The 24,974-nt window shown below is 74.5% G+C and carries 18 protein-coding genes; 7 read left to right on the forward strand and 11 right to left on the reverse strand.

Annotated elements, in window-relative coordinates; translation table 11 throughout:
- Positions 1-137: 137 nt before the first annotated feature.
- From RM540_RS03740 to RM540_RS03750, 3 genes are all read left to right on the forward strand, one after another.
- Complete coding sequence (locus RM540_RS03740) at positions 138-1,115, forward strand: universal stress protein (protein ID WP_311662186.1); 978 nt, start codon at positions 138-140, stop codon at positions 1,113-1,115.
- Positions 1,116-1,244: 129 nt separating this feature from the next.
- On the forward strand, positions 1,245-1,667 hold the full coding sequence (locus RM540_RS03745; protein ID WP_311662187.1) for a hypothetical protein: 423 nt from the start codon (positions 1,245-1,247) through the stop codon (positions 1,665-1,667).
- Between the two features lie 138 nt (positions 1,668-1,805).
- Positions 1,806-2,786, forward strand: coding sequence for an Acg family FMN-binding oxidoreductase (locus tag RM540_RS03750; RefSeq protein WP_311662188.1), 981 nt, complete (start codon positions 1,806-1,808; stop codon positions 2,784-2,786).
- Between the two features lie 58 nt (positions 2,787-2,844).
- Here RM540_RS03750 and RM540_RS03755 read toward each other — a convergent pair whose 3' ends face one another.
- The 4 genes from RM540_RS03755 to RM540_RS03770 form a co-directional block, all read right to left on the reverse strand.
- Positions 2,845-3,666 (reverse strand): universal stress protein, encoded by an 822-nt coding sequence (locus RM540_RS03755; RefSeq protein ID WP_311662189.1) that lies wholly within the window; start codon positions 3,664-3,666, stop codon positions 2,845-2,847.
- Between the two features lie 153 nt (positions 3,667-3,819).
- Complete coding sequence (locus RM540_RS03760) at positions 3,820-4,488, reverse strand: response regulator (protein ID WP_311662190.1); 669 nt, start codon at positions 4,486-4,488, stop codon at positions 3,820-3,822.
- Positions 4,489-4,604: 116 nt separating this feature from the next.
- Entirely contained in the window at positions 4,605-6,197 is a 1,593-nt protein-coding gene (locus RM540_RS03765) for a sensor histidine kinase (protein ID WP_311662191.1), read from the reverse strand.
- Positions 6,198-6,328: 131 nt separating this feature from the next.
- On the reverse strand, positions 6,329-7,255 hold the full coding sequence (locus RM540_RS03770) for a universal stress protein (protein WP_311662192.1): 927 nt from the start codon (positions 7,253-7,255) through the stop codon (positions 6,329-6,331).
- A gap of 315 nt (positions 7,256-7,570) precedes the next feature.
- On the opposite strand from RM540_RS03770, the gene RM540_RS03775 reads away from it, so the two are divergent.
- Entirely contained in the window at positions 7,571-7,948 is a 378-nt protein-coding gene (locus RM540_RS03775; protein ID WP_311662193.1) for a hypothetical protein, read from the forward strand.
- On the opposite strand, the gene RM540_RS03780 is transcribed toward RM540_RS03775, so the two are convergent.
- The 4 genes from RM540_RS03780 to RM540_RS03795 form a co-directional block, all read right to left on the reverse strand.
- Entirely contained in the window at positions 7,921-8,364 is a 444-nt protein-coding gene (locus RM540_RS03780; RefSeq protein WP_311662194.1) for a BLUF domain-containing protein, read from the reverse strand. The two genes, RM540_RS03775 and RM540_RS03780, sit on opposite strands and share 28 nt — an antisense overlap.
- Positions 8,365-8,446: 82 nt before the next feature.
- Positions 8,447-9,544, reverse strand: coding sequence for a formate/nitrite transporter family protein (locus tag RM540_RS03785; protein ID WP_311662195.1), 1,098 nt, complete (start codon positions 9,542-9,544; stop codon positions 8,447-8,449).
- Positions 9,545-9,616: 72 nt separating this feature from the next.
- The gene (locus RM540_RS03790; RefSeq protein WP_311662196.1) at positions 9,617-10,300 is read right to left on the reverse strand and encodes a redoxin family protein; all 684 of its coding nucleotides are present in this window, start codon (positions 10,298-10,300) and stop codon (positions 9,617-9,619) included.
- A gap of 73 nt (positions 10,301-10,373) precedes the next feature.
- Positions 10,374-12,623, reverse strand: a complete 2,250-nt coding sequence (locus RM540_RS03795; protein WP_311662197.1) for a protein-disulfide reductase DsbD family protein — start codon at positions 12,621-12,623, stop codon at positions 10,374-10,376.
- Between the two features lie 166 nt (positions 12,624-12,789).
- Here RM540_RS03795 and rnr point away from each other — a divergent pair, with 166 nt between their 5' ends.
- Positions 12,790-15,045, forward strand: coding sequence for a ribonuclease R (gene rnr, locus RM540_RS03800; protein WP_311662198.1), 2,256 nt, complete (start codon positions 12,790-12,792; stop codon positions 15,043-15,045).
- Between the two features lie 73 nt (positions 15,046-15,118).
- On the opposite strand, the gene RM540_RS03805 is transcribed toward rnr, so the two are convergent.
- The 3 genes from RM540_RS03805 to RM540_RS03815 form a co-directional block, all read right to left on the reverse strand.
- On the reverse strand, positions 15,119-17,104 hold the full coding sequence (locus RM540_RS03805) for a prolyl oligopeptidase family serine peptidase (RefSeq protein ID WP_311662199.1): 1,986 nt from the start codon (positions 17,102-17,104) through the stop codon (positions 15,119-15,121).
- A gap of 26 nt (positions 17,105-17,130) precedes the next feature.
- Complete coding sequence (locus tag RM540_RS03810) at positions 17,131-18,498, reverse strand: RagB/SusD family nutrient uptake outer membrane protein (protein WP_311662200.1); 1,368 nt, start codon at positions 18,496-18,498, stop codon at positions 17,131-17,133.
- Positions 18,499-18,633: 135 nt separating this feature from the next.
- Positions 18,634-21,684 (reverse strand): SusC/RagA family TonB-linked outer membrane protein, encoded by a 3,051-nt coding sequence (locus RM540_RS03815; protein WP_311662201.1) that lies wholly within the window; start codon positions 21,682-21,684, stop codon positions 18,634-18,636.
- Between the two features lie 356 nt (positions 21,685-22,040).
- Here RM540_RS03815 and RM540_RS03820 point away from each other — a divergent pair, with 356 nt between their 5' ends.
- Positions 22,041-23,483: a cryptochrome/photolyase family protein gene (locus RM540_RS03820; RefSeq protein WP_311662202.1), complete on the forward strand. Its 1,443-nt coding sequence runs from the start codon at positions 22,041-22,043 to the stop codon at positions 23,481-23,483.
- A 143-nt stretch (positions 23,484-23,626) separates the two neighbouring features.
- Positions 23,627-24,826 (forward strand): hypothetical protein, encoded by a 1,200-nt coding sequence (locus RM540_RS03825; protein ID WP_311662203.1) that lies wholly within the window; start codon positions 23,627-23,629, stop codon positions 24,824-24,826.
- The last annotated feature ends 148 nt before the right edge of the window (positions 24,827-24,974 follow it).

The following is a 24,974-nucleotide window of genomic DNA, read 5'->3' on the forward strand; positions in this document are numbered from 1 at the left end:
CGCCCCACGCGGCCGGCTCGTGGCGAGGCCGCGCCCCACAGGCCACCCCGGAGACGAACGCCCGCCGCCGCCCGCCCTCCCCTACACCGGGCGGGGCGGAACCGTCGTACGCTGCGGGCCACCCCGCCCCCGCCGCCATGCCGCCGCTCGCCGTCCAGCGCATCCTGTTCCCGACCGACTTCTCGGCCGCCGCCGAGGGCGCCTACCGCCACGCGGCCTGGCTCGCCGACCGGTTCGGGGCCGAGCTCCACGTGCTCCACGTCGTCGAGGACGAGTCCGCCCCGCCCCGCGACTGGCCCGACGTGGCCGGCACGGGCCACGTCCGTGTCTCGCTGGCCGACGTGAGCGAAGACCTCGGGCTCCCGGCGCCGGCCGCCGAGGACCACGCCCCGTACGACGAGATCGAGGTCGTCGAGGCCGAGGTCGTCGGCCGGGCCGTGCCCGAGGCCGTCCTCGACTACGCCCGCGACGAGGAGGTCGACCTCGTGGTGATGGGCACGCACGGGCGCCGCGGCTGGCGGCGCGGCGTGCTCGGGAGCGCGGCCGAGGCCGTCGCCCGGCGCGCCCCGTGCCCCGTCCTCACCGTCCGCCCGCTCGACGCGCCCGGCCAGGGCGAGTGGCCGCCGAGCCGCGTGCTCCTGGCCGCCGATGAGCTCCCCGCCCGCGGCGACCACGCCGCCCCCGTCCCGCTGGCCGCCCGGTGGGCCGCGCGCCTAGCCGTGGCCTACCACGCCCCGCTCGAGATCGTCCACGTGACGACCCCGTCCCGGCTCTCGCTCGGCCTCCCCGACGAGCTGGCCCGCGTCCAGGCGCGCGAGCGCGAGGCGCTCCTCACGCTGGCCGAGGCGCTCCGGGCCGAGGCCGAGGCCGAACTGCCCGTCGGCGTCGCCGTTCGCTCCGGCGACCCGGCCGCCGCCGTCCGCGCCGCCGCCGAAGAGACGCGGGCGCACCTGCTCGTCGTGGGCACGCATGGGCGGGGCGGGGCGGGGCGGGCGCTCTTGGGGAGCGTGGCCGAGACGCTCGTGCGGACGGCCCCGTGCCCGGTCCTCGTCGCCCGCGACGCGCTCGCGGACGCCGACCGGCCGGCCGCGGACGCCCGCGAGGCCCGGTCGTGAGGCGCCTCCTCGCCCTGCTCGTGGCCCTCGCCGCGTGCGGCCCCCGCCCCGCCCGAGGCCAGCCTGCCTGAAGCCACCCCGCCCGAGGCCGCGGCGCCCCCGGTCCACGTCGACGGCGCCGCGTCGGCCGTGCTCGCCGGCGTCTGGGAGGGGACGTACGAGAGCTACGACACCGGCCGCGTGGGCGACGTCTACTTCGCGCTCTCCGACGACGGCGCCCAGGCCGCCGGTGAGGTCGCGATGGTCCCCCGCGGAGCGACGGTCGACGTCCGCCGCGAGGGCGCGGGCGGCTGGCAGTGGCAGGGCGTCGAGCGGCCCCAGGTGCTGACGATCCGGTTTGTCCGCCTCCCCGACGAGGGCGCGCCTGGCGGAGGCGCGGGACGCGAGATCGTCGGCGAGCTCGACCCGTACCCCGACCCCGACTGCGGGTGCACGCTGCAAACGACGTTCCGGGGCGAGGTCGGCGGCGACGTCATCAACGGCACGTTCGCGTCCGAGGCCGAGCACGGCGGCCACACCGCCGAGGGCACCTGGTACGCCGCCCGGCGCTGACGCGGGCGGGGCGGTTCGGGAGTGTGGGGCGAGCCCCGGCACGGCCGGCGGGGTCCGCCGCGCGCCCGGCTCGGCCAGACGAGCGCAGGGGGCGGGGCGGCGGGGCGCTACCCTCGGGGGTGCCCCTCCCTCCCCGCCATGCCCGACGCCCCTGACCACCGCCCGACCGACGCCGACATCGAGGAGATCCTCGAACACGCCGTCCGCGCGCCGAGCCTGCTGAACTCCCAGCCCTGGCGGTTCGTCGTCGGCGACGGGACGGTCCGCCTCTACGCCGACCGCGCCCGCCAGCTTTCGGCGCTCGACCCCGACGGCCGCGAGCTGACGATGAGCTGCGGGGCCGCCCTCCTCTACCTGCGCGTCGCGGCCTGGCACTTCGGGTGGGAGCCGCTCGTGGACGCGCTCCCCGACGACGCGGGCCTGCTCGCCACGGTCACGTTCCGCCCCGCCCCCTCGCCCTCGGGCGACGACCGGCCGTTCCGGGCGCTGGCGCTCCGCCACACGAACCGGCTCCCGTTCGAGGACGAGCCCGTCCCGTTCGGCGTCCCGTCCGAGCTGGCCGGGGCCGTGGCGACCGAGGGCGCGGCGCTCTACGTGTTCGACGACGAGGACGGAAAAGACGCCCTCGCGCGCCTCGTGGAAGAGGGCGTGGCGGAGCAGGGCCGGGACCGCGAGGTGGTCGCCGAGATCGAGCGGTGGCTGCGCCCGGCGCGCGACGCCCGCCCCGACGGCGTCCGCGACTCGGAGCAGGGGACCTGGGACCGCCACGCCACGACGCGGACGACGACCTCGGCGGTCGCCACGTACAAGGGCCGCTTGGTGCGCGACTCGCCGGCCGTCCTCGTCCTCGCCACGGCGGCCGACGGCCCGGCCGACTGGCTGGCGGCGGGGCAGGCGCTCGCCCGCGCCCTCGTCGTCGCGGCCGACCGCGGCCTGGCCGCGTCGTACGCCAACGAGCCCATCGAGGTCGACTCGCTCCGGCCCCGGGTCGCCGCCCTCATCGGCGACGGCGTGCCCCAGGCGCTCTTCCGGGTCGGCTACCCCACGCCCGAGCCGGCGACGTCGCGCCGCCGCGCCGCCGACGTGACCGAGCGCGCGGGCGGGGCGGCGGACGGCTAGCGGCCGCGCGGCGAGACCGCCCCGCCCACGACAAACGGCGGGCGGGGTGGCGACCGCCCTACACGGGCACGGTCAGGACCGGGCACGGCGCGTGGCGGACCGTCCGCTCGGCGACGCTCCCCAGGCGGAGGCGGTCCCACCCGGTCCGCCCGTGCGTCCCCATCACGACGGCCCCGGCGCCGACGCGCTCGGCCATCGCGGCGACCTCGGCCGCCGGCTCGCCCTGGGTCACGCGCACCTCGTGGGGCGGGGCGGTCGGGCCGGCGGCCTCGGCGGCCAGCCGGTCGAGGGCCTGCCGCCGCTCGCCCTGGTCGTCCGCCGCGCAGACGTGGCCGAGCACGACCGGCGAGCCGTACGCGGTCGCGAGCGCGAACCCCAGCGCCACCACCGCCGGCTCGGGCTCGTCGACGGCCACGAGGACGGGCCGCCCCGCCCCGGGCGGCTCCGCCCGGTCCGGCACGACGAGGACGGGGACCGGCGAGCGGCGGAGCGTCTCGGCCGCCACGCTCCCCAGCAGGAGGTGCCCCAGCCCGCCCCGCCCGTGCGTCCCCACCACGACGAGGTCGGCGCCGACGTCGGCCGCGCGGCCCACGATCCCGTCGGCCGGCGCCTGCCCGCGCGTCTCGTGGAGCGCCGGCGCCAGCACGCCGAACGCGTCGTCGGCCCCGAGGGCGCCGTTCACGAACCGCTCGACGCGCTCCTGGAACGCGGCGCCGGGGTCGCCCGGCGTTGGGGCGAGGCGCGCGCGGAACAGCGGGTTCACGTGGACGAGGTGGAGCGCGGCGTGGGCGCGCTCGGCGAGGTCGGCGGCCTGGACGAGCGCGCGCTCAGAGCCCGGCTCGAAGTCAAGCGCGCAGAGGACGGTCTGGAACGGGAGCATAGGGGGCGGCGCGCGTGGAACGTGGGGGCACGCTCCAAGAACCCGCCGCCCCGCCCGCGGCGGGAGCGGGGCGGGGAGCGGGCCGACGCGGGGCCGACAGCGCCTGGCGCGTGGGGGCCGCCCCGCCCACGCGAGCGGGGCGGTCGCCCGTCCCTACGCCGCCCCGCCCGGGCGCCCAGCGCCCTCGCCCTCGACCCAGGTCACGGCGTGCTTCATGAGCTCGGTCCCGTTCGCGAGCCCCAGCTTCGCCTTGATCCGCGAGCGGTAGCTCTCGACGGTCTTGACCGACAGGTGCAGGCGCTCCGCGATCTCGCGCGTCGGGAGGCCGCGCCCGGTCATCTCGAACACCTCGAGCTCGCGGTCCGAGAGCACCTCGAGCGGCGTCTGCGTCGGGTCCTTCGTCCCGCTCGCGGCCCCGAACAGCATCCGGTCCTTGAGGTCCTCCGACAGGTGGATGCCGCCGCGGAGCACGCGGCGGACGGCCGTCACGATCTGGTCGCCGGCGGCCACCTTCGAGACGTACCCCCGCGCGCCGGCGCGGACGGCGCGCTCGGCGTAGAGCTCCTCGTCGTGCCGCGAGACGACCAGGACGGGGAGGTCGGGGCGGAGCGTGAGCAGGTTCTTCAGCAGCTCCAGCCCGTTCACGCCCGGCAGCGAGATGTCGGTGATGACGAGGTCGGGGTCGACGTCCTCGAACATGGCCGTGGCCTCCTCGGCGTCGCCGGCCTGCCCGACCACGGCGAGGTCGGGCTCGGCTTCGATCGTCAGGGCGATCCCCTGGCGGAGGAGCGGGTGGTCGTCGACGAGCAGGATGCGGGTCATGGGGCGGGGCGTGAGGGCGGGGCGGGGACGAGGAGGGGACGAGAAGAGGCGGGGCGGGGCGGCATCCTCTCGCCTCTACGCGTCTTCTCCTCCCTCCTCTCGACGGGGCGGGGCGGTCAGGGGGACGAGAAGCCGGGGCCGCGGAGCGGGACCGTGCATGTCACGACCGTCCCGCCCCCGGCGCCGGGGCGGACTTCGAGCGAGCCGCCGGCGAGGTGGGCGCGGTAGTGCATGATGCGGAGGCCCATCCCGCGCTGGTCGGCCGGCCGCGCGGGCGCGCTCACGACGCGGTCCGGCGCCGCGGGCGTCGTGTCCAGCGGTTCGAGCACGCCGCCCCGCCGGAGCGCCCCGTCGAGCCCCACGCCGTCGTCCTCGACGCGGAGGCGGAGGTGGTGGGCGCCGCGGACGAGCGCGACCGTCACGCGGCGGGCGTGGCCGTGCTGGGCCGCGTTCGAGACCGCCTCCTGGGCGATCCGGTAGAGGTTCGTGGCCGCGTCGGCCGTGAGCGCCGACGCCTCGGCCGGGCCGGACCCCGTCGTTTCGGTGCGCACGTCGAGACCGTAGAGGGCCGTGGCCCGCTCGACGAGCCGGGAGAGCGCGGCCCCGAGCCCGTTCTGCTCCAGCTCGACCGGCACGAGCGAGCGCGCGAGCGTCCGGGCTTGCGTGTCGGCGTCGTCGACGAGCGAGACGAGGCGGCGGGCTTCGTCGGCCCGGGCCGAGCCGTCGGCGTCGAGCCCGCGCGCGAGCCCGCGCAGGAACAGGCCCACCGCCGTCAGCTCCTGGCCCAGCCCGTCGTGGAGGTCCTGCCCGATCCGCCGGCGCTCCTCCTCGGCCACGCGGAGCACCTCGCGTTCGAGCACGCGGTGGTCGGTGATGTCGCGGACGACGCCCGTGAACAGCGTCTCACCGTCGGGGAGCGTCACCTCGCTCACCGCGAGGTCCATCGGGAACGTGGCCCCCGATTTCCGCCGGCCCACGACTTCGCGCCCGATCCCGACGATCCGGCGCCGGCCCGTCTCGCGGTAGGCGGCGAGGTAGCCGTCGTGCTCCGAGTGGTACGGCTCGGGCATGAGGACCGAGACGTTGCGGCCGACGACCTCGTCGGCGGTGTACCCGAAGATCCGCTCGGCGCCGGCGTTGAACCCGTCGATCCGGCCGTGGTCGTTGATCGTGATGACGCCGTCGACCGTCGTCTGCACGATCGCGCGCGCGCGCGCCTGCGACTCTTCGAGCGCGTGGCGCGTGGACTCGATGACGAACCGGGCGTGGAGCGCCGCCGCGGCGCCCTGGAGGAACGCGCGCGCATCGGCGTCGAACGCGTGCGGCCCGAACGCGAGGGCGACGAGCAGCGCCCGCGGGTGCTCCGCGGTCCCCACCCGGACGGCCAGCCCGCCGGCCACGCCGTCGGCGGCGAGCGCCTCGGGGACCGGCCGGAGGTCGACGCACGACTCGCGCACCCACGCCTCGGCGAGGGCGCCCGCGAGCGGGACCCGGCACGACGGCGGCGCCCACCCCGAGGCCGCCACGACAGAGAGCGCCCCGTCGCCGTCGAGCTGCAGGAGCGCGGCGGCCGCGCCCACGGCGTCGGCCACGATCGCGACCTCGGAGCGGCCCGACGCGGGGACCTCGCCCGCCCCAGCCTTTGAGAGCTCGCACAGGGCCAGTTCGGCGAGGGGAAACGCGTAGTCGGGGTGGATCGGCCGGAACACTCGGGGGACCTGTGAGGGGCGGCAAGCTAGGCCCATCGCTCCCTCGCCCGCCCCGCCCGCCAGAGGGCCACCGGACGCCGAGCGGGCGGGGCGGCCAAGACCCCGACCGTTCCCCAGCGCCCGCCCCGCCCTCAAGCAGCGGCCGTCGAGCAGAGCGCGGGCGGGGTGGCGACTGGCGCAGCGCGCGTGCCGACCGCGCCCCCGACCGTGAGCACGGCGCACCCCGCCCGCTGGAGCGTGGCGCGGGCGGTGCTTCCCACGGGCGCCGGGGCCGCCCCGCCCCGCCCGTGCGTGCCGACCACGACGACGCCCGCCCCGCGCGCGGCGGCGACGGCGGCGATCTGGCGGGACGGCGCCCCAAGCGCCACGTGAAGCGCGGCCGGAGCGACGGCCCCGACAAACTGAGCGAGGCGGCGGCGGACAGCCCGGTCCCGGTCGTCGTCGAGGCCGCGGAGCGAGAGCGCGCTCGGCGCGAGCCCGGTGTACGGGCCGGCGTCGCGGACGACGTGGACGAGCTCCAGGGCGGCGTCGTACAAGTGCGCCAACTTCTGCCCCTGCCGGACCGCCTCCCGGCTGCGCTCGGTAAAGTCGACGGCGACGAGGACGGGCACCACCGGGGACGGCTCCCCCACGTGTGCCGCCTGGGGAACGACGAGCACGGGGCACGCGGCGCCGGCCACGCACGCCGCCGCGACGCCGCCGACGAGGAGGCGGTCCGCGCCCGACCCGCCGCGCGCGCCGACCACGAGCAGGCCGGCCTCAACGCGGCCGGCATAGTCCAGGATGGCCGCTGACACCGACGGGCCGCGCAGAACCGCGAACGTGGCGCCGGGGGCGGGGCGGTCGAGCGCCGCGGCTGCGAACCGCCCGAGGCGGTCCCAGAGCGGGCCGCCCCGCCCAGCGTGCGCCGCCCCGCCCAGGGAGGGCGGTGCCGCGTCGGCGTGGAGGAGGTGGAGCGCGGCGCCGGACTGCGCAGCGAGCGCCGCCGCCCGCACGAGCGCGGCCTCGGACCCAGGAGAAAAGTCGACGGCGACGACGACGGGGCGCGGGGGGAGCATGGCGCGGAGGAGAGAACCCTGCCAAGGTCCTCCGGCATGCCCCGCCCCGCGAGCGGGGAGAGACGGCGTCCGGTGACGGCCCGCACCCGGCACCTCGGCTCTTTTGTGGGGCGGTTCCCCACACAGGCCGCTGTTCCAGGGACCGCCCCGCCCTCGCCCTCCGCCGCCCCGCTCGGCTCGGGCGGGGCGCGGAGGTGCCGCCTTTACTCTGCGGCGCGGGAACGGGGGCGTTCCATCGGCGCCGGGTGTGACGCGGCCGCGTTCCGCGGGCGGGGCGGTTGGGTACCGCCGGCCCCTCTCCTCTCCCTCCTGCTCATGGTCCCGACTCTGCCCGCCCGCCGGTTCGCGACGCGCGTCCTCCCGCTCGCTGCCGCGTTCGCTGCCCTTGTCGCCGCACCCGCGACGGCCCAGGAGACGCCCGCCGGAACGCCCGCCGGAACGCCCGCCGAGGGCTCGACCTACGTCGTGCCGTCGGGGCCGGGCGAAGCCGTCCGCGTGACGACGTACGCGCGGCGCCCGGCTGAGCGGGGGCGGCTTGCGCGGCGCTACAAGGGGCTCCGCGCCAACCGGACGGCTCCGGTAGCCACCCCGCCCGCCGCTCGCGTGGTGCCAGCGGCTCCGCTGTACCGCTCGCCGCGGGCGGCGTACGTCCGCCGCTACGGGTCCTACTTCCAGGTCGTGCGGCGCCGGTAGCCCGCGAACGGAGCGGGCGGAGGCATAGCGCCCCCTCGGCCGAGCCAATCGGCCAGGAACGCCTCCAGCGTCATGGGGAGCGCCCCCACCGGCTCAAACCGCATCCCCCACTCGGGAAACAGGCGGCCGTCGCGGCCGACGAGGTCCGCCGCCGCTCCTTCTGCAATCGTCTCGCAGTCGGTGTGGCGCGGGTCCCGGCGGATGCGCGCGTAGAGGGCGAGGACGTCGTCTTTCGGACCCTCCAGCCACTGCACGAACAGGATTTCCGCCCCGCCCGCGACGTCCGCGTGGAGGAGCAGGCCCGTCACGTCGACTCGGGCGTTGCGGTGGACCGACGTCCACGCGATCTGGGCCACGTCGGCGTCGGAGAGGGTCGAGACGGATCGCGAACGGTAGAGAAGGGCGTAGGTCGGCATGCTGGGAGTCGGGGGGAAGCCGCCCCGCCCACAGAGGCTGGCCAGCGCCCGCAATCTACCGCGCCTCCCGTGCGCCTGGGGGTCACGCCGAACCCCGCCCGTCTTCGGCCGCCTCGTCGTCGGCCTCGGCGGAGACGGGCCGGTCGAGCATGCTGCCCGTCTCGGCGACCGATTCGTCGCGCGTGAGCGGGGCGTTCTGGCTCGCCGCCTCCTTCGCCTCCTTGCCCCGCCCGACCCCGAACATCCACTCGCGCCACGTCAGCTCGAGGGCGTCGGGGTCGTGGTACGGGAACCGCTGCTGGCGCGTCTGCGAGTAGTTGAGGAGGGCCACCAGGAGCACCCCGCCCGCCGTGTTGCCGACGACGACGGCCCCGAAAAAGCGGCCGGCCTCCAGGAGCCCGGCCTCGCCCTGGAACACGAGGAACAAGGCCTCGCACGCGCCGATGATGCAGTGGAACAGGTCGGCCGCCGGGACCAGGAACATGATGACGAACACGATGAAGAACCGCGTGATCGAGTCGCGCGCCGCGTGGTTCAGCCACACCATCGAGGCCACAAGCCACCCGGCGAAGAGCCCCTTCCAGAACAGGGCGACCGTCGGCACGTGGAGGCCGTGCGACGCGATCTCGCGCGCGACGACCATCGTGTCCGCGTCGAGCACGCCCGACCGCGCGAGGACGAGGCCGACGAGCGCCGCGCCGAGCACGTTGGCTACGAGGACAACGCCCCACACGCGGAGCAGCTGGGGGACCGACGCGATCTTGGTGAGCACGAGCGTGACCGGCGTCAGCGTGTTCTCGGTAAACAGCTGGTACCGCCCGAGCACGATGAGCAGGAACCCGACCGGGTAGAGCACGCTGCCGACCAGCGAGTCGGCGTCGCCGACGGCGGCCGACATCGACGAGCGGGCCACGAACGAGAGCCCGATCGAGAGCCCGGCCGCGAGGCCCGAGAAGAACAGGAGCCGCGTCGAGCGGACGAACTCCTCGTCGGCCGTCGCCAGCACGCGCTGGAAGATCTCGTCGGTCGAGAACAGGTCGCGGACGGCGTGGCCGGCCGCCGGCGCCCCGCTCTCGGCCCGGTCCAGCGTCGAGCGCACGCCGTCGGCGTCGAGGCCTTCGGCGGGCGGGGCGGGCGGGTCGAGGAGCGCGCGGCGGGCGCGCGAGAAGGGCGTGGCCATGCGGCGCTCAACCCGCGCCCGGCCGCCGCTGATCCCACCCCGCCCGAGCGCTCGGGCAGGCGGGGCGGGCGGCTACGCGCCGTCGCCGTACTTCACCGAGCACCCGTAGGGCTGCGTCCGCGCCGGGTCGGCCGGCCGCCCCGCCCGGGCCGCGGCGATGGCCGGCGTCACGTACTCCGTCGCCGTCGCAAGGTCGGCCGGGTCCGTGGTCGGCGTGTCGTCGATGGCCCCGTTGTAGACGAGCGTGCCGTCGGCGTCGACGACGAACATGTGCGGCGTGGTGACGGCCCCGTAGCGGCGGCCGACGGCGCCGTCGGCGTCGAGGAGCACGGCCGCCTGCCGTCCGCCCTCGGACTCCGTGCGCGCGTCCATCGCGGCCGGCTCGAAGTGGCCCTGCTCGCCGGGCGCCGACGACACGACGGACAGCCAGACGACGCCGTCGGCCGCCGCCTGCGCCTGGAGCGCCTGCATCGCCCCGCCCCCGTAGTGCTTGCCGACGAACGGGCAGTCGTAGTTCAGCCACTCCAGCACAACCGTCTGCCCGCGGTAGTCGGCCAGCGAGCGCTCGGCGCCGTCGGTGCCGACGAGCGTGAACGCCGGGGCGGGGCGGCCCGGCACGGCGGCCTCCGCCCCGCCCCCGGACTCGGCGGCGACGGCCGGAGCGGGGCGGTCGGCCGGGGCGACCTCGGCCGGGGCCTCGGGGTCGGCGCAGCCGGCGAGGAGCAGGAGAACAGCGAGGGCGGGGAGGGCGCGCATGGGACGAGGGGTACGGGGTACTCGGTACAGGGTACGGCTCGGTTTAGGCTCGGCGGGCACGGACCCGGGCCGCCTACAGCGCCGCCGCGACCTCCGACGCCTCGACGGCGTCGACGACGAGGCTCGGCGTGAGCAGCTCGGGGAGCAGGACGGGCTCGGCCGCCCCGCCCGGGAAGTACACGTAGAGCGGGACGCCCGAGCGCCCGAAGCGGTCCAGGAAGGCCGTGATCTCGGCGTCCCGGTTCGTCCAGTCCGCCCGGACCGTCGTCACGCCCGCGCGCTCGAAGGCGTCGCGGACGGCGTCGGTGCCCAACGCCGTCTTTTTGTTGACCTGGCACGTGAGGCACCACGCGGCCGTCACGTCGACGAACACCGGCCGGCCCTCGTCTACGAGCGCCGCGACGGCCTCGGCGTCGAACGGCCGCCACGCGCCGTCGTCGGGCGGGGCGGTCGGGGCCGGGCTGAGGCCCGAGGCCAAGACCACGAGCGCGACCGCCCCGCCCGCGGCCAGCAGGCCCAGCGCGCGCGCCGCGCGCCGCCCCGCCCGCGTCTGCACGCGCGGCCACCGCCCCCACGCCCACGCCCCCAGCCCGACGAGCACGAGGGCGAGGAGCAGGAGCCCGGCCCCGTCGGCGCCCACCTGGCGGGCGAACACCCAGACCAGCCACGCCGCCGTCGCGAAGAGCGGGAAGGCCAGCGCCTGCTTGAGCGTCTCCATCCACGGCCCCGGCCGCGGCAGCCGCTGCACGAGGGCGGGGCGGAACGAGAGCGCCACGTACGGGAGCGCCATGCCCACGCCCAGAGTCGCGAACACGGCCAGCGCGGCGAGCGCGGGCTGCGCGAGCGCGAATCCCAGCGCCGCGCCCATAAACGGCGCCGTGCACGGCGTCGCCACGACGGTCGCGAGGACGCCCGAGAGGAACGCCCCGCCCAGCCCCTGGCGCCGGTCGAGCCGGCCGCCGGCCGCCGCCAGCCCCTGCCCCACCTCGACCACGCCCAGGAGCGACAGCGCGAGCCCCGTCATGAGCACGGCGAGCGCCGCGACGACGGGCGGGCTCTGGAGCTGGAACCCCCACCCCAGGCCGGCCCCGGCCGCGCGGAGCGCGAGGAGCGCCCCGGCGAGGGCGAGGAACGAGACGACGACGCCAGCCCCGAACGCGAGCCCGTGCGCCCGGAGCGCCGCCGGCGAGGCGTCCCGCCCCTGCACGAACCCGAGCACCTTGATGCTCAGGATGGGGAACACGCAGGGCATGAGGTTGAGGAGCAGCCCGCCCAGCAGCGCGAGCCCGAGCGCCGCGCCCAGCCCCAGACCCGCCGCCCCGCCCGCGGCGCTGCTGGCAACCGCCCCGCCCGCCACGATGGCGTCGACCTCGATGGCGCGGGCGCCGTCGGGGAACGTCTCGCCTGGGGGCGCCACGAGCACGCCGGGAAGCCGCTCGGCCGGCGCCTCGGCGTAAGGCGAGCCCGCGAGGGCCACGGCCCACGCGCGGCCCTCGCGTACGAAGTCCTGCGCGGCGGCGTGGTCGAGGACGGCCTTTTCCGCGGGGAAAAAATGGGCACCGTCAAGCGAGCCAGCCCATGCGTCCGGTGGGGCCAGCGTGAGCGCGTAGCCGCCGTCGGTCGCGGCGGCGGCGGCCGTCCACCCCGCCCCCTTCGTGGGGAGCGCCGCGCGCGCCGCGTCGAGCGCCCCGGTCCGCACGGTCGCCCCGGCGATGGGGACCGCGAGCGACACCTCCTCGGTCGCGGGCAGGCACACGTCGGCGCAGATCAGGTAGTCGACGGTGCCGGCCAGGCGCAGCGAGTCGCCCTCGAAATCGGGCGGGACGGCCACGCGCGACAGGAAAAAGGGCGTCCCCTCGTGGGCGTACGACGCGACCCCGGCCAGCTCGACGACGTGGGGGGCGGGGTGGCGCAGCGGCCCCACGCGGACGCCCTCCGGCAGCCGCCACGCGACGTCCGGCGGCAGCCCGGCGTCGCCGGGGTTCGTCCAGTAGACGTGCCACCCGGGCTCCTGCTCGATGCGGAGCGCGGCGTCGAACGCCGCTCCGGGCGCCGCCGCCGACACCTCGGCCACGAGCGTGACGGCCGAGTGCGGGCTGCCGTCGTCGGCGCCCAGGTCCGCCCCGCCCTGCGCCCACGTGGGCGGGGCGGCGAGGAGGAGGACGAGCGCCGCCGCCAGCGACAGGGCCGCCCCGCCCCGCCCGGCCGGAGCGCCGCGCTCGCCCGTCCACCACCCCTGTCCCCTCCTGGCCGTGCCGACCGGGCGGGTGTCCAGGAGGGGGACTCCTATCGTACCACGCAGCTTCTGAGACGGGTTGCACATAGAGGGCGGGGCGGCAGCCTGCGGACGGGCCGCTCGGCGGCGGCTCGCCCCTCGAACGCCGCCCCGCCCCGCGCGTTGCCCCCCGCGCCCCGTCTTCTCCGGCCCTTACGGACCCCGCGCCGGGGCGGGGCGGTACGACGGGCCTTCCCCCACCCCGCCCCTCCGCATGGCCGACAAGGACGCCGACGCCCTCCGCTCCCAGATCCTCTCCTACCTCGCCCGCCACAAGGACCAGTCCTACCGCGCCAAGGAGCTGTCGAAGGTGCTGAACGTCACGAACCAGGGGCGGTACCAGACGCTCCTCAAAGTCGTCGACGACCTCCGCGACACGGGCGCGGCCCTGGGCGAGCGGGGCGGGCGCATCCGCCACAAGCCGCCGTCGGAGAAGACGGCTGAGGGCACGCTCTCGGTCTCGCCGCAGGGGTTTGGGTTCGTCGCGCTCGACACGCCCGAGGACCTGGCCGGCACCGAGGTGTTCGTCCAGCCGCGCCGCATGGGCACGGCCCTCCACGGCGACCGCGTCCGCGTGGCGCTGGCGGCCGAGAAAAAGGACCGCGACCCGGACCGGAAGCGCGAGGCCGAGGTCGAGGCCGTCGTCGAGCGCGGCCGCGCCCAGACCGTCGGCACGTTCTCGACGACGGGCAAGACGGGCTGGGTCTCGCCCGACGACAAGCGGATCTCGAAGGACGTCTACGTCGCGCGCGACAGCTGGGGCGGGGCGGAGCCCGGGGACAAGGTGGTGGTCACGATCGACCGCTACGACGACCCCAAGGCGTCGCCCGAGGGCACGGTCGTCAGCGTGCTCGGGCCGGCCGGGGCGCCGGGCGTCGACGTGCTGGCGCTGGCGCTGGCGCACGGGGCGCCGTCGGACTTCCCGCCCGAGGTCGAGGCGGAGGCCGAGAAGATCACGATCGGGGTCACGAAAAAGGAGGTCGCTCGGCGGCTCGACCTCCGCGACGAGCTCGTCTTCACGATCGACCCCGAGGACGCCAAGGACTTCGACGACGCCGTCCACGTCCGCGACCTCGGCGGCGGCATGATGGAGGTCGGCGTGCACATCGCCGACGTGAGCCACTACGTCCCCGAGGGCGGCGTCATCGACGAGGAGGCCTACGACCGCGCGACGAGCACCTACCTCGTCGACCGCGTGATCCCGATGCTCCCCGAGGCGCTCTCGAACGGGGTCTGCTCGCTCCGCCCGCGCGAGGACAAGCTGGCCTACTCGTGCATCATGACCGTCGACGGCGGCGGCAACGTCCACGCGTGGGAGGTCCGCGAGACGGTCATCCACTCCCACGAGCGGTTCACCTACGCCGGCGCCCAGGCCATCCTCGACGGCGCCGACCACGAGTTGGCCGGCGAGGTCCGCCGGGCGGGGCGGCTGGCCGAGACGCTGACGGCCAAGCGGATGGCCGAGGGGGCCATCGACTTCGACGTGCCCGAGGTGAAGGTGCGGCTGGACGAGGACGGCCGGCCGGTCGACGTGGTCGAGAAGGAGCGGCAGGCGTCGAACCGGCTGGTCGAGGAGCTCATGCTGCTCGCCAACCGGGCCGTCGCGACGGCGGCGTCGATGCGCGACGTGCCCCTCCCCTACCGCATCCACGACCGGCCCGACCGCGACCGGATCGAGGCGCTCGCCGACTTTGTGCGCCCGTTCGGGTACACGCTCCCGCACACCGAGGGCGCCGTCGTCCGCTCCGACCTCAACGACCTGCTCAAGGAGGTGAAGGGGAAGCCCGTCGCCCCGATCATCGAGCAGGCCGCGATCCGGTCGATGTCGAAGGCCGTCTACTCGCCCCACAACATCGGCCACTACGGGCTGGGGTTCGAGAACTACGCCCACTTTACGAGCCCCATCCGCCGCTACCCCGACCTCATCACGCACCGGATCCTCAAGCGGATGCAGGACCAGCAGGAGGGGCCGCGGTACTCGGTCGACCGGCTGGAGGAGGAGGCCGAGCACTGCTCGGAGCGCGAGCGCGAGGCGACGGAGGCCGAGCGCGAGTCGGTCAAGCTGAAGCAGGTCGAGTACGCGGCGCAGCACGTGGGCGACGAGTTCGACGGCGTGGCCGTGGGCGTGACCAAGTTCGGCGTGTTCGTGCAGATGACGAAGCTGCTCGTCGAGGGGCTCGTCCACGTCCGCGACATGGACGGCTACTGGGAGTACGACGACAAGCGGTACGCGCTCGTCGACGGCCGCTCGAACCACCGCATCCAGGTCGGCGACACGTGCCGCGTGCGGATCGACGCGGCCGACCCCGAGACGCGCCGCGTGGACCTCGCCTTTGTGACCATGCCGGGCGGCACGCCAGGCCGGGAGGGGCGGCCGCCGAGCCGCGCCAAGGCCCGCCAGGGCAAGAAGCGCTCGCGCGGGGCGGGGCGGTCGCGGAAGGAGGCGGGGTCGAAAAAGCGGCGGCGGTAACCGCCCCGCCCGTGGCGAGCGGGGTGGAGACCGAACCGCCCCGCCCTGCGAGCGGGCGGGGTGGGCCGTGTGGCTACTCCGCTCCGACGAGGACGCCCTCGAGGAAGGCCGCCTGGTAACGGTAGTAGAACAGCCGATTGGACAGCTTCCGCCACCCGTGCCCCTCGTCTAGGAAGCGAACGAACGGGGCCTCGACGCCCCGCGACCGGAGCGAGCGGACCATCGTCTCGGTCTCGGCGATGTCGATCCGCGGGTCCCGGGCGCCGTGGGAGTAGAGGACCGGCACGTCGATCCCATCGGCCTGGCGGACCGGCGAGTTCTCGCCGTAGAAGGCCCGCCACCGCGGCTCGCTGATGTCCCCGTACTCGATCCGGTCCGAGGCCTTGAGCGCGGGCGACGCGACGTCGAGGGCCGTCACCCAGTCGGCCACGCCGTAGAGCGACGCGCCGGCGACGAAGTGGCCGGGGTACGCCGCGAGCACGGCGTTGACGGCGTAGCCGCCGTAGGAGCCCCCGACGACGGCCGCGCGGTCCGCGTCGACGAGGCCGGCGTCGCCGAGCCATTCGAGCATGTCGACCAGGTCGCGGACGCTGTCGAGCCGCCGCTCCTGGTCGTCGAGCGTGACGTAGGTGTGGCCGAACCCGCTCGAGCCGCGCACGTTCGGCTCGAACACGGCCAGCCCGCGGTCGACGTGGTACTGGACGACCGGGTCGAAGCCGGGCCGCGACTGGCTTGTCGGGCCGCCGTGGACGAAGAAGACGACCGGCGGCGGGCCATCGTCCGTCCCGGCGGCGGCCCGCGAGGTCGCGTCGGGTAGGTAGAGCAGGCCTTGGAGTTGGACTCCGTCGCGGGCCGGCATCGTCACGCTCTCTGGCCGGACGAGCCGGCTGGGGTCGAGGCCTGCGAGGTCGGACCGGAACGGCCGGTGGACGTCGCCGGTGCCGAGGTCCCACACGACGACGTCCCCCGGCGTCCGCCACCCCGAGACCGTGACAGCCAGACGCGGCGAGCCGGTCCCACAGTCAAGCCCGTAGACGCCCTCCGGGAGGTCTGGCATGTCCAGCGCCGCCCCGCCCTCCCGGTCGCGGACCTGGAGCCGGCTGTACCCGCCGTCGTTGACGGTCCACGCGAGGTAACGGCCGCCCCGCCCGCAGAGGTGGACGCCCTCGACGTCGCCGGCCGGTGCCTCGACCGTCTCGAACCCCTCGCCCAGCCGGTAGAACGTGAGCGCGGCGACATCACGGTCCCGGTTCGTCGCCAGGTAGAACCCGGAGCCGTCGGGGTCCCAGGCGATGCCCCCGCCCGCGTGGCTCGCGCGGCGGTCCGGGGCCGAGAGCGTGTCGAGCCCGCCCGTCGCGAGGTCGAGGAGGTACAGGTTGTCCGAGTCCTCGCCGACCGTCTCGGCCACGACCGCGTACTGCCCGTCGGGCGACACGCTGCGGACGAACATCCCGAACCGGCCCTCCCGGACGAGCCGCGCCTCACCGTCCGAGAGGTCGGCGACGTAGAGGTCGAAGTCGAGGCCGTTCCGCTCGGTCGAGGCGTAGGCGACGCGGTCGGCCGATACGAAGTCGCCGAACGCGCGGAAGCCCCCCGACACGGCCGGGAGCGCCCGGCGCTCGTCGGCCCCCGACGCCCGGACGACGAAGTACGCCTCCTGCTCGTCGCCGTCGTCGTCGGCCCCGTACAGGAGGGCCTGGCCGCCGGGCGCCCACCGGAAAAACGTGACGCCGCTCCCGTAGGTGAGCCGCTGGGGCTGCCCACCCGTCGCCGGCTGGATCCAGAGCTGGGGCTCTCCGGTCACGGCCCACAGGAACGCCAGCGTGCTCCCGTCGGGCGAGAGCTGAGCGCCGCGGGCCGCCCCGCTCTCCGCGATCAGGTACCGCCCGATGTCGGCGGGGTCCGCGCCGGCGAGGCCGACCGCGACCTGTTCGTCCGTGGGCTCGACGGCCTCGATGCCGGCGTCGTAGCCGGACTCCCCCCCCGCGACCTGCGCCCGCGCGACGCCCGGCGAGAGCACCAGGACCCAGAGGGAGAGCAGCGGGAGCGTCCGTTTCATCGCGGGGGCGGGGCGGGCGGCGCCTACTAGTAGTAGGCGTTCTGCTCCAGGTTCGGGTTTGCGTCGATCTCGCGCTGCGGGATCGGGTAGAGGAACCGCGGGGCCGTTGCCGGAAGCTCCCCGTCGATCGTCGGGATCGCCCGCTGGGTCCGCTTGAGGTCGTGGAGGAGCTCGCCCTCGAAGTCCAGCTCGAGCCGGCGCTCGCGGAGCACGTCGTCGACCGACACGGCGTCGAGCGCGTCGAGCCCGGCCCGCTCGCGGACCGCGTTCACGTCGGCGAGCGGGGCGGCGCCGACCGTCGTCCCCGCCCGAAGGTTGGCCTCGGCCCGCGTCAGGAGCATCTCTGCGAGGCGGATGACGGGGATGTCCACGCCCTCGGCCGTCGTTCCCTGCCACTTGGCCGTCCGGCGCCGGCGGCGGTCGTCGACGTAGAAGAAGGCGCGGGCGTCGTCGGCGGCAAACAGCCCGGCGTAGTCGGCGGTCAGTTGGATGTCGCCCCGCCCGCTGTTTTCGCGGGCGCCGTAGAACGTGTTGAGCTCGTTGACCCCGTCTTGCTCGGTGATCGGGATGCCGAACACGTACTCGGACGACCCAGCGGCCTGGTTGAACGCGTCGCCGAACGTCGGGGCCAGCGCGTGCCCGCTCCCCTCGATCACCCGGCTCGCCTCGGCCGCCGCCGCGGGGTAGTCGCCCTGCGAGAGGTACACCCGCGACAGGACGGCGCTGGCGGCGTAAGTGTCGGCAAGGTCGCCGTCGTTCTGCGGGAGCCGGTCGCGGGCGGCCTCAAGGTCCGTGATGATCTGGGCGTATACCTCGCCAACCGTGCTCCGAGCGCGGTCGTCCGCCTCGGTGACGGTCCGCGTGGGCTCGAGCACGAGCGGGACGCCCAGGTCCGAGCCCGGGTCGCCCCCGGTCCAGGCCGGCCCCCAAAGGCGGACGAGCTCGAAGTACATGAGGCCCCGCAGGAAGCGGGCGTGGCCCTCGGCCCGGTCGCGGGCGCCCTCGTCCCCGAACACGTCGAGTGCGCTCAGGACGTTGTTGGCGACGTTGATGACGTCGTAGGCGTCCTCCCATGTGTCCTCGACGAACGAGTTGTTCACGAGGAGGCTCTTGTTCCAGAACTCGCGCGGCTGCGCGAACGTCCCAGTCCAGACGACCTCGGCGTTGCTCGCCGCGAGGAGGTCCGGCCCCATCATGAGCTGGCCCCCGTAGAGGTCGCCGTCGCTCATCCGGTCGTAAGCGCCGACGATGGCGCTCTCGACGTTCTGCGGCGTGGCGAGCGCGCGCTCGTTGCTGATCGACTGCTGGGGCTCCAGGTCGAGCAGGCCGTCGCAGGCGCCGAGCACCAGGGCGAGCGACAGGAGGAGGGCGGGGCGGAACCGGGCGGGCAGCATAAGGGCGGGGTGGAGAGACCGGGGGCGGGCGGTGCCAGAGCGGAATGTGGAGGGGTACGGGCTCCCGGGTACGAGGTACAGTTTCGGGCTGAGTCGTACCCGGCAGTCGTGCCTTGTACCCACCCGGCGGGTGCTCTAGAACGTGAACTGGAGGCCGAGCGAGACGCTCCGCGCCTGCGGCGCCGAGTAGAATTCGTTGCCCAGGCCGATGTTGCCGGCCACGTAGTCGGCGTTGACCTCGGGGTCCCACCACGGGTACTCGGTGAGCGTGAGCAGATTCGTCCCGACCAGGTAGACGCGGGCGCCCTGCACGCTGAAGTTGCGGAGGAGCCGCACCGGGACGTTGTAGGCGACCGACAGCGTCTTCAGGCGGACGTACGACCCGTCGTAGAGGTACCGGCTCGACTCTGCCGTCCCGTTCCCGAAGTAGAGCCGGGCCTCGGGCACGTCGGTCACGTCGCCCGGCTGCTGCCAGCGGTCGAGCTGGTCGCGGAGCTGGTTGTCGTAGTAGTCGCCGTTGGCCGTCTTGAAGCGGCCGCCGCCGTCGTAGATCTGGTTGCCCGAGACGAACTGCCAGAACATCTGGAGCTCCACCCCGCCCGCCGTGACGGTGTTGCCCAGGCCGCCGGTAAAGTCGGGGTGCGGGCTCCCGAGCACGACGCGCGTGGCCTCGTTGGGGTCGTTCGTCGTCGCCCGCGGGTCGGCCCCTTCGTTGACGAAGTAGAGGGCGTCGCCGTTGTCGGGGTCGACGCCGGCGTACTCGTACCCGAAAAAGACGCCGATGGGCTCGCCCTCGATGGCCCGGTTGATGAAGCCGCCCTCGATCACCTGCCCGTCGAGGTCGGTGATCTCGTTCCGGTTGGCCGAGATGTTGAACGTGCTCGTCCACGAGAACCGTCGGGTGTTGACCAGCCGGGCGTTGAAGGCCAGTTCGACGCCCCGGTTCTGGAGCGTGCCCACGTTGCGGAGCACGGCCGAGTAGCCGGTGAGCGCGGGGACGTTGACGAAGAGGAGGAGGTCGTCAGTGTTCTTCGCGTACACGTCGAGCTCGCCGCTCACGCGGTTGTTGAAGAACGCGAAGTCGAGGCCGGCGTCGATCTGCGAGGTCCGCTCCCACTTGAGGTCCGGGTTCTCGACCTGGATCGGGATGATGCCCGGGGTGCCGCCGTAGCTGGCCACGCTCCACAGCCCGAGCGAGGCGAAGTTGTTGGTGGCGATGTTCCCCGTGCTGATGTCGGCGTTGCCGGTGATCCCGTAGCTCGCGCGGAGCTTGAGGAACGAGACGCCAGGAACGCCCGAGAAGAACGGCTCGTCGCTGAGCACCCACGCGCCGGAGACGGCTGGGAAGAACCCGTATCGGTTCTCGCTCCCGAACCGCGACGAGCCGTCGACGCGGCCTGAGGCCGAGAGGAAGTACCGGTCCTTGAAGTCGTAGTTGGCCCGGCCGAAGTAGCCGAGGAAGCGGTACCGCGTCTCGGTGGCGGTGCCGGCCGTGATCTGGGCGGCCCCGTCGACCTGCTGGAAGTCGTCGTTGGGGAAGCGCTCTCCCGTAACCGACGTGTTCCGGAGGCTCACGTCCTGGTACGTGATCCCGGTCGTGGCCTCGATGCCGTGGTCGGCCCCGACCTCGCGCTCGAACGTGAGGTAGTTGTTCGTCGTGTAGTTGACGACGCGGTCCCACGTATCGACGGCCAGGCCCTGCGGGGCGCCCGTGTTCTCGGCCACGCGGCTGTTGTAGTACTCGTCCGAGTTCTGGTCGAGGACGTCGACGCCGAACTCGGAGCGGAAGCGGAGGCTGGGGACGATCTGGAGGTCGCCGAACACGTTGCCGAGGTTGCGGTAGCCCGTGACGGCGAACCGCGTGTTGTCGTTGTAGAGGAGCGTGTTGAAGTAGAGCGTGTTCTCGTTCAGGTCGCCCTCCGACATCGTGATGGGCGAGATCGGCGGCTGCGCGATAATCTGGACCGGCGTGGCGAAGCTGTTGTCGGTCGAGATCCGGTTGTTGAGGACGCGCGAGAGGCCGAGGTTGGCCCCGAGCGAGAGCGCGTCGCTCACCTCGTGGTTGAGGTTGAGCCGCCCCGTGATTCGGTCGTACTCGTCGCGGATGAGGATGCCGTCCTCCTGGCTGTAGCTCCCGGACAGGAAGAACTGCGTGTTCTGGCTGCCGCCGCGCGCGCTGACGTCGACCTGGTAGCCGCCGCCGGTCTGGAACGCCTGGTCCTGCCAATCGGAGTTGACCTCGGCGGTGCGCCAGTCGGTCCCTTGGGAGAGGAAGTCGAACTGCCCCTCAACATCGCCGACGTAGTCGTAGCTGGGGTCGAGGCGGGCCGAGTTCTCGGCCGCCTCCAGGAGGAGCGCCGTGTACTCCTGGGCGTTCAGGAGCTCCACCTGCCGCGTCGCTTGGCTGGCGCTGCCGCGGACGTCGACGGTGAACTGGGTCCGCCCGTCGAACCCGCTTTTGGTCGTGATGAGCACGACGCCGTTCGAGCCGCGCGAGCCGTAGATGGCCGACGCCGAGGCGTCCTTGAGCACCTCGATCGACGAGATGTCGCTCGGGCTGAGCTGGGCGAGCGGGTTGGTCGCCGCGCCGTTCGTTGAGAGGTTCTCGGTCGTCACCGGGATGCCGTCGACGACGTAGAGCGGGCCGTTGCCGGCCGACACCGACGCCGAGCCGCGGACGCGGATCTGGAGGCCCTGGCCCAGCTTCCCGTTGTTGGCCTGGACCGTCACGCCGGCCGCGCGGCCCTGGAGCACCTGCTCGAATGAGTTCACGACGGCGTCCTCGAGCTCCCGCTCGCCGACGCGCGCGACGCTGCCGGTGAGCGCCAACTCGCTCGTCGTCCCGAAGCCGACGACGAACACCTCGTCGAGCCCGAGCAGGTCTTCGTCGAGCTCGACCTCAACGCGCCGCGTCTGCCCCTCCTCTATGGAGACCGGCTGCGAGGCCGGAAGGTAGCCGACGAAGCTCGCGAGGAGCCGGTAAGTGCCCGCGGGAGCGCTGAGCGAGAACGTCCCATCGACGCCCGTGGACGCCCCCGTGGTGGTGCCTTCGAGGACAACGTTGGCCCCGGGAATTGTGTCGCCCGTGCGCGCGTCGACCACGACCCCCTCGACCGTCCCGCTTTGTGCCGCGACCGGCGCGGCAGCGCCGATGAGCAGCGACGCAATCATGAGAGCCTTCTTCATGGTGTACACGAGTGGGTGAGAGCGGAACGTGCCGGTGTCCTTCCTGGAAAAACCCGCACGAGACAGAGCGCGCCACCTGCGGGACAGACTGACAAGCTATCAGCATCTTCATGACCTGTCCACAACAAAACGCCGCCCGCGCCACTGGGCACCGACACCGTTCATGATGGGAAACCATCCCGCCCGCGGCAAGCACAGTGGGCAGCCGCCCCGCCCACAGCCCACACGCCGCCCCGCCCATCGGTGGATGGCGCCGCGCCCCCCGCGGCGGGCGGGGTGACAAGCGGGCGGGGCGGCCGTGGAACGCCCCCCGCCCCGCCTGGTAGCCCCGGCCACCCCGCCCTCTGCGCCCGCCCGTGCCCACGACCGTCGTCTGGCTCCGCAACAGCCTCCGCCTCCACGACCACCCCGCCCTCACGCACGCGGCCGAGCGGGGCGGGGTGGTGCCCGTCTTCGTGTGGGCGCCCGACGAGGAGGCGCCGTGGGCGCCGGGCGGGGCGCACCGCTGGTGGCTCCACGAGTCGCTCGACGCGCTGGGCCGCTCGCTCCAGGAAGAGGGCAGCCGCCTCGTGCTCCGCCAGGGCACCTCGCTGGACGAGCTCAAAGCCGTGTGCGAGGCGAGCGGGGCGGACCGGGTGGTCTGGCAGACGCGCCTCGCGCCGGCGCTCCGGCGCCGCGACGAGGCCGTTCGGGAGGGCCTGGAGGCGGCCGGCGTCGAGGTCCGCACCTTCGCCGGGCGCGTCCTCCACGACCCGGAGCAGATCAGGACGGGCTCGGGCGGGCCGTACCGCGTGTTCACGCCGTTCTGGAAGAAGGTGCGCGCGCAGCTCGACCCGGGCGATCCCCTCCCCGCCCCCGACCTGGGCGGGGCGGCGCCGGCGACGTGGCCGGAGTCGGCGGACCTGGACGCGCTCGGGCTCACGCCCGAGGCTCAGGACGGCGTCGACTGGGCGGGCGGCATGCGCGAGACGTGGACGCCCGGCGAGGGCGGGGCGGCCGAGCGCCTGGACACGTTCGTGAGCCAGCAGCTCCTCCACTACGACGAGGAGCGGGATTTCCCAGCCGCCCGCGGTACGTCCATGCTCTCGCCGCACCTCCACTGGGGCGAGGTCAGCCCGCGACAGGTGTGGGCGGCCGCGAACGGGTGGGTCTCGAACGGCGTCACGCGCGAGGCGGCGGACGCCTTCCTGTTCGAGATCGGGTGGCGCGAGTTCTCGTACCACGTGCTCCACCACTTCCCGCACATGCCCGACGCCCCGCTCAAGGAGAAGTACGAGCGGATGCCGTGGGCGCACGACGACGACGCGCTCCGCGCGTGGCAGCGCGGGCGGACCGGCTACCCGCTCGTCGACGCCGCCATGCGCCAGCTCTGGCACGTCGGGTGGATGCACAACCGGATGCGGATGGTGACGGCCTCGTTCTTGACCAAGGACCTCCTCGTCCGGTGGCAGGACGGCGAGCGGTGGTTTTGGGACACGCTCTGCGGCGGCGACCTCGCCAACAACGCGATGGGCTGGCAGTGGGCGGCCGGCTCGGGCGCCGACGCGCAGCCGTTCTTCCGCATCTTCAACCCGCTCAGCCAGAGCACGCGGTACGACCCCGAAGGCGACTACATCCGCCGCTGGGTGCCGGAGCTGTCCGCCCTCCCCACGAAGCACCTCCACGCGCCGTGGACCGCCCCGCCCGAGGTTCTCGAAGAGGCCGGTGTGACGTTGGGCGAGACGTACCCCCACCCCATTGTGGATCACAAGGAGGCCCGCGAGCGGGCGCTGGAGGCCTTGAAGCAGGTGAACGTCTGAGGGCGGGGCGGTATGCCGCGCGCCGCGCGCCGGCCCAGCCGATAGCGGCCGCTCGCGAACTTCGCACGACCAGCGCCTTGACGCGGGCGGGGTGGACCGTATCGTCGGCGCCCATTCACCCGTGCGGCCCTGCCGCCCCGCCCATGCGTCTTGCTGCGCTCGCGCTTCTCCTGGCAGCCCCCGCCGCGCTCGCTCAGTCCGCTCCCGACGGCCCCACCGGGTTCGTCGTCACCGCCGCTGGTGACACGCTCCGCGGCGAGGTCCTGTCGGCCACCGAGGCTGAGTACGCCCGAGGTGTCGCGTTCCGCCCCGCCCCCGGCGCCGAGGCCATGCGGTTCGGACCGGCCGATGCCGTCGCCTTCGTGGTCGGCGACGGGCGGCGGTACCGGCGCGGGCTGTTCCAGGTCCGGGCTGCTCGCGAGGTTACTCCTTCGAGGCCGAACGACCGGCTCGCGTTCGCCCGCGTCGTCCGCGACGGGGACGCCGACCTGCTCGCGCTGGAGACCACCGAAGGCCGGCCCACCTTCTACGTCCAGACCGACGGCGCCCCTATCGGGCTTTGGTTCGTTGAGAAAGAGGTCGGGGGCAGGCTCCACCGCTCGCGGCCGCTGTACCGTCAGACGCTCCTGGCCGTGCTCGGCACGTGCGGCGTGCCGGAGGCGGTGTACGCCGGGCTCGGCTATACCGAACCCGCTATCGCGCGCGTGGTCGACGCCTACAACGTGTGCCAGGACGCCAGCTACACCGCCCAGCCGGGTGGGGCGGCCGTCCGCCGAGCGACGACCGTGACGTTCGAGGTCGGCGCCGACGTGGCGGTCGGTTCGTTCCGGCGCCGGGGCGTGCGGCCGGCGACGATCGTCGATCCTGGCGTGTCGTCGTTCCAAGTCCGGGCGGGCGCCGAGATCGCCCCGACGCTTCTCCCCCACTTTGCTCGGATCGTTGTCGGAACCGAGTACGCGCACGACGTGGCGCGGATGTACCGGAGCGACTTCAAGGCTCAGCAGCTCAACACGCTCCACGGCGTGCTCGGCGCCCGCCTCGCGGGCAGGGTCGGCGGCCTCGGCGTCCACGTCGGGACCGGACTCATGATCGGGACCGTCCTCGACCGCACGGTGGCGTCTGTCTCAGCCGAGGACGCGGTCCGGTTTGTGCCGTCGGCCGCGGTCCGCTCCAGCGGCGGCCAGTACGTCGAGGCTGGAGTTGCCGTGCCGCGGACGTCGGTCTGGCTCGCCGTCCGTGCCGAGGCCACCTCGTTCGGGGGCGGCCCCTCCTTCCTGCCGCTCTTTAGCGGGTCGACGCTGGGGACACGGACGGTGAGCGCCGGGGTCCACGCCCGGCTCTAGCCGCCCCGCCCACGAGCTCCGTTTTGCGCCCGATCGCTGAGTCCGTGCGCCGCGTTCCACCCCGCCCGAGATATGCTTACGGAGTCCCCTCTCCTTCGAGGAGAGAGACGGTGTAAGGGGATCGTCCGGACACGGGGGCGGGGTGACG

Origin of the sequence: Rubrivirga litoralis (genome assembly GCF_031846415.1) — a bacterium.
Lineage (GTDB): Bacteria > Bacteroidota > Rhodothermia > Rhodothermales > Rubricoccaceae > Rubrivirga > Rubrivirga litoralis.

Coding starts and splice junctions, on each gene's coding strand:
- RM540_RS03740 (WP_311662186.1), top strand. CDS start 138: ATGCCGCCGCTCGCCGTCCAGCGCATCCTGTTCCCGACCGACTTCTCG.
- RM540_RS03750 (WP_311662188.1), top strand. CDS start 1,806: ATGCCCGACGCCCCTGACCACCGCCCGACCGACGCCGACATCGAGGAG.
- RM540_RS03755 (WP_311662189.1), bottom strand. CDS start 3,666: ATGCTCCCGTTCCAGACCGTCCTCTGCGCGCTTGACTTCGAGCCGGGC.
- RM540_RS03760 (WP_311662190.1), bottom strand. CDS start 4,488: ATGACCCGCATCCTGCTCGTCGACGACCACCCGCTCCTCCGCCAGGGG.
- RM540_RS03770 (WP_311662192.1), bottom strand. CDS start 7,255: ATGCTCCCCCCGCGCCCCGTCGTCGTCGCCGTCGACTTTTCTCCTGGG.
- RM540_RS03775 (WP_311662193.1), top strand. CDS start 7,571: ATGGTCCCGACTCTGCCCGCCCGCCGGTTCGCGACGCGCGTCCTCCCG.
- RM540_RS03780 (WP_311662194.1), bottom strand. CDS start 8,364: ATGCCGACCTACGCCCTTCTCTACCGTTCGCGATCCGTCTCGACCCTC.
- RM540_RS03785 (WP_311662195.1), bottom strand. CDS start 9,544: ATGGCCACGCCCTTCTCGCGCGCCCGCCGCGCGCTCCTCGACCCGCCC.
- RM540_RS03790 (WP_311662196.1), bottom strand. CDS start 10,300: ATGCGCGCCCTCCCCGCCCTCGCTGTTCTCCTGCTCCTCGCCGGCTGC.
- RM540_RS03795 (WP_311662197.1), bottom strand. CDS start 12,623: ATGTGCAACCCGTCTCAGAAGCTGCGTGGTACGATAGGAGTCCCCCTC.
- rnr (WP_311662198.1), top strand. CDS start 12,790: ATGGCCGACAAGGACGCCGACGCCCTCCGCTCCCAGATCCTCTCCTAC.
- RM540_RS03805 (WP_311662199.1), bottom strand. CDS start 17,104: ATGAAACGGACGCTCCCGCTGCTCTCCCTCTGGGTCCTGGTGCTCTCG.
- RM540_RS03810 (WP_311662200.1), bottom strand. CDS start 18,498: ATGCTGCCCGCCCGGTTCCGCCCCGCCCTCCTCCTGTCGCTCGCCCTG.
- RM540_RS03815 (WP_311662201.1), bottom strand. CDS start 21,684: ATGAAGAAGGCTCTCATGATTGCGTCGCTGCTCATCGGCGCTGCCGCG.
- RM540_RS03825 (WP_311662203.1), top strand. CDS start 23,627: ATGCGTCTTGCTGCGCTCGCGCTTCTCCTGGCAGCCCCCGCCGCGCTC.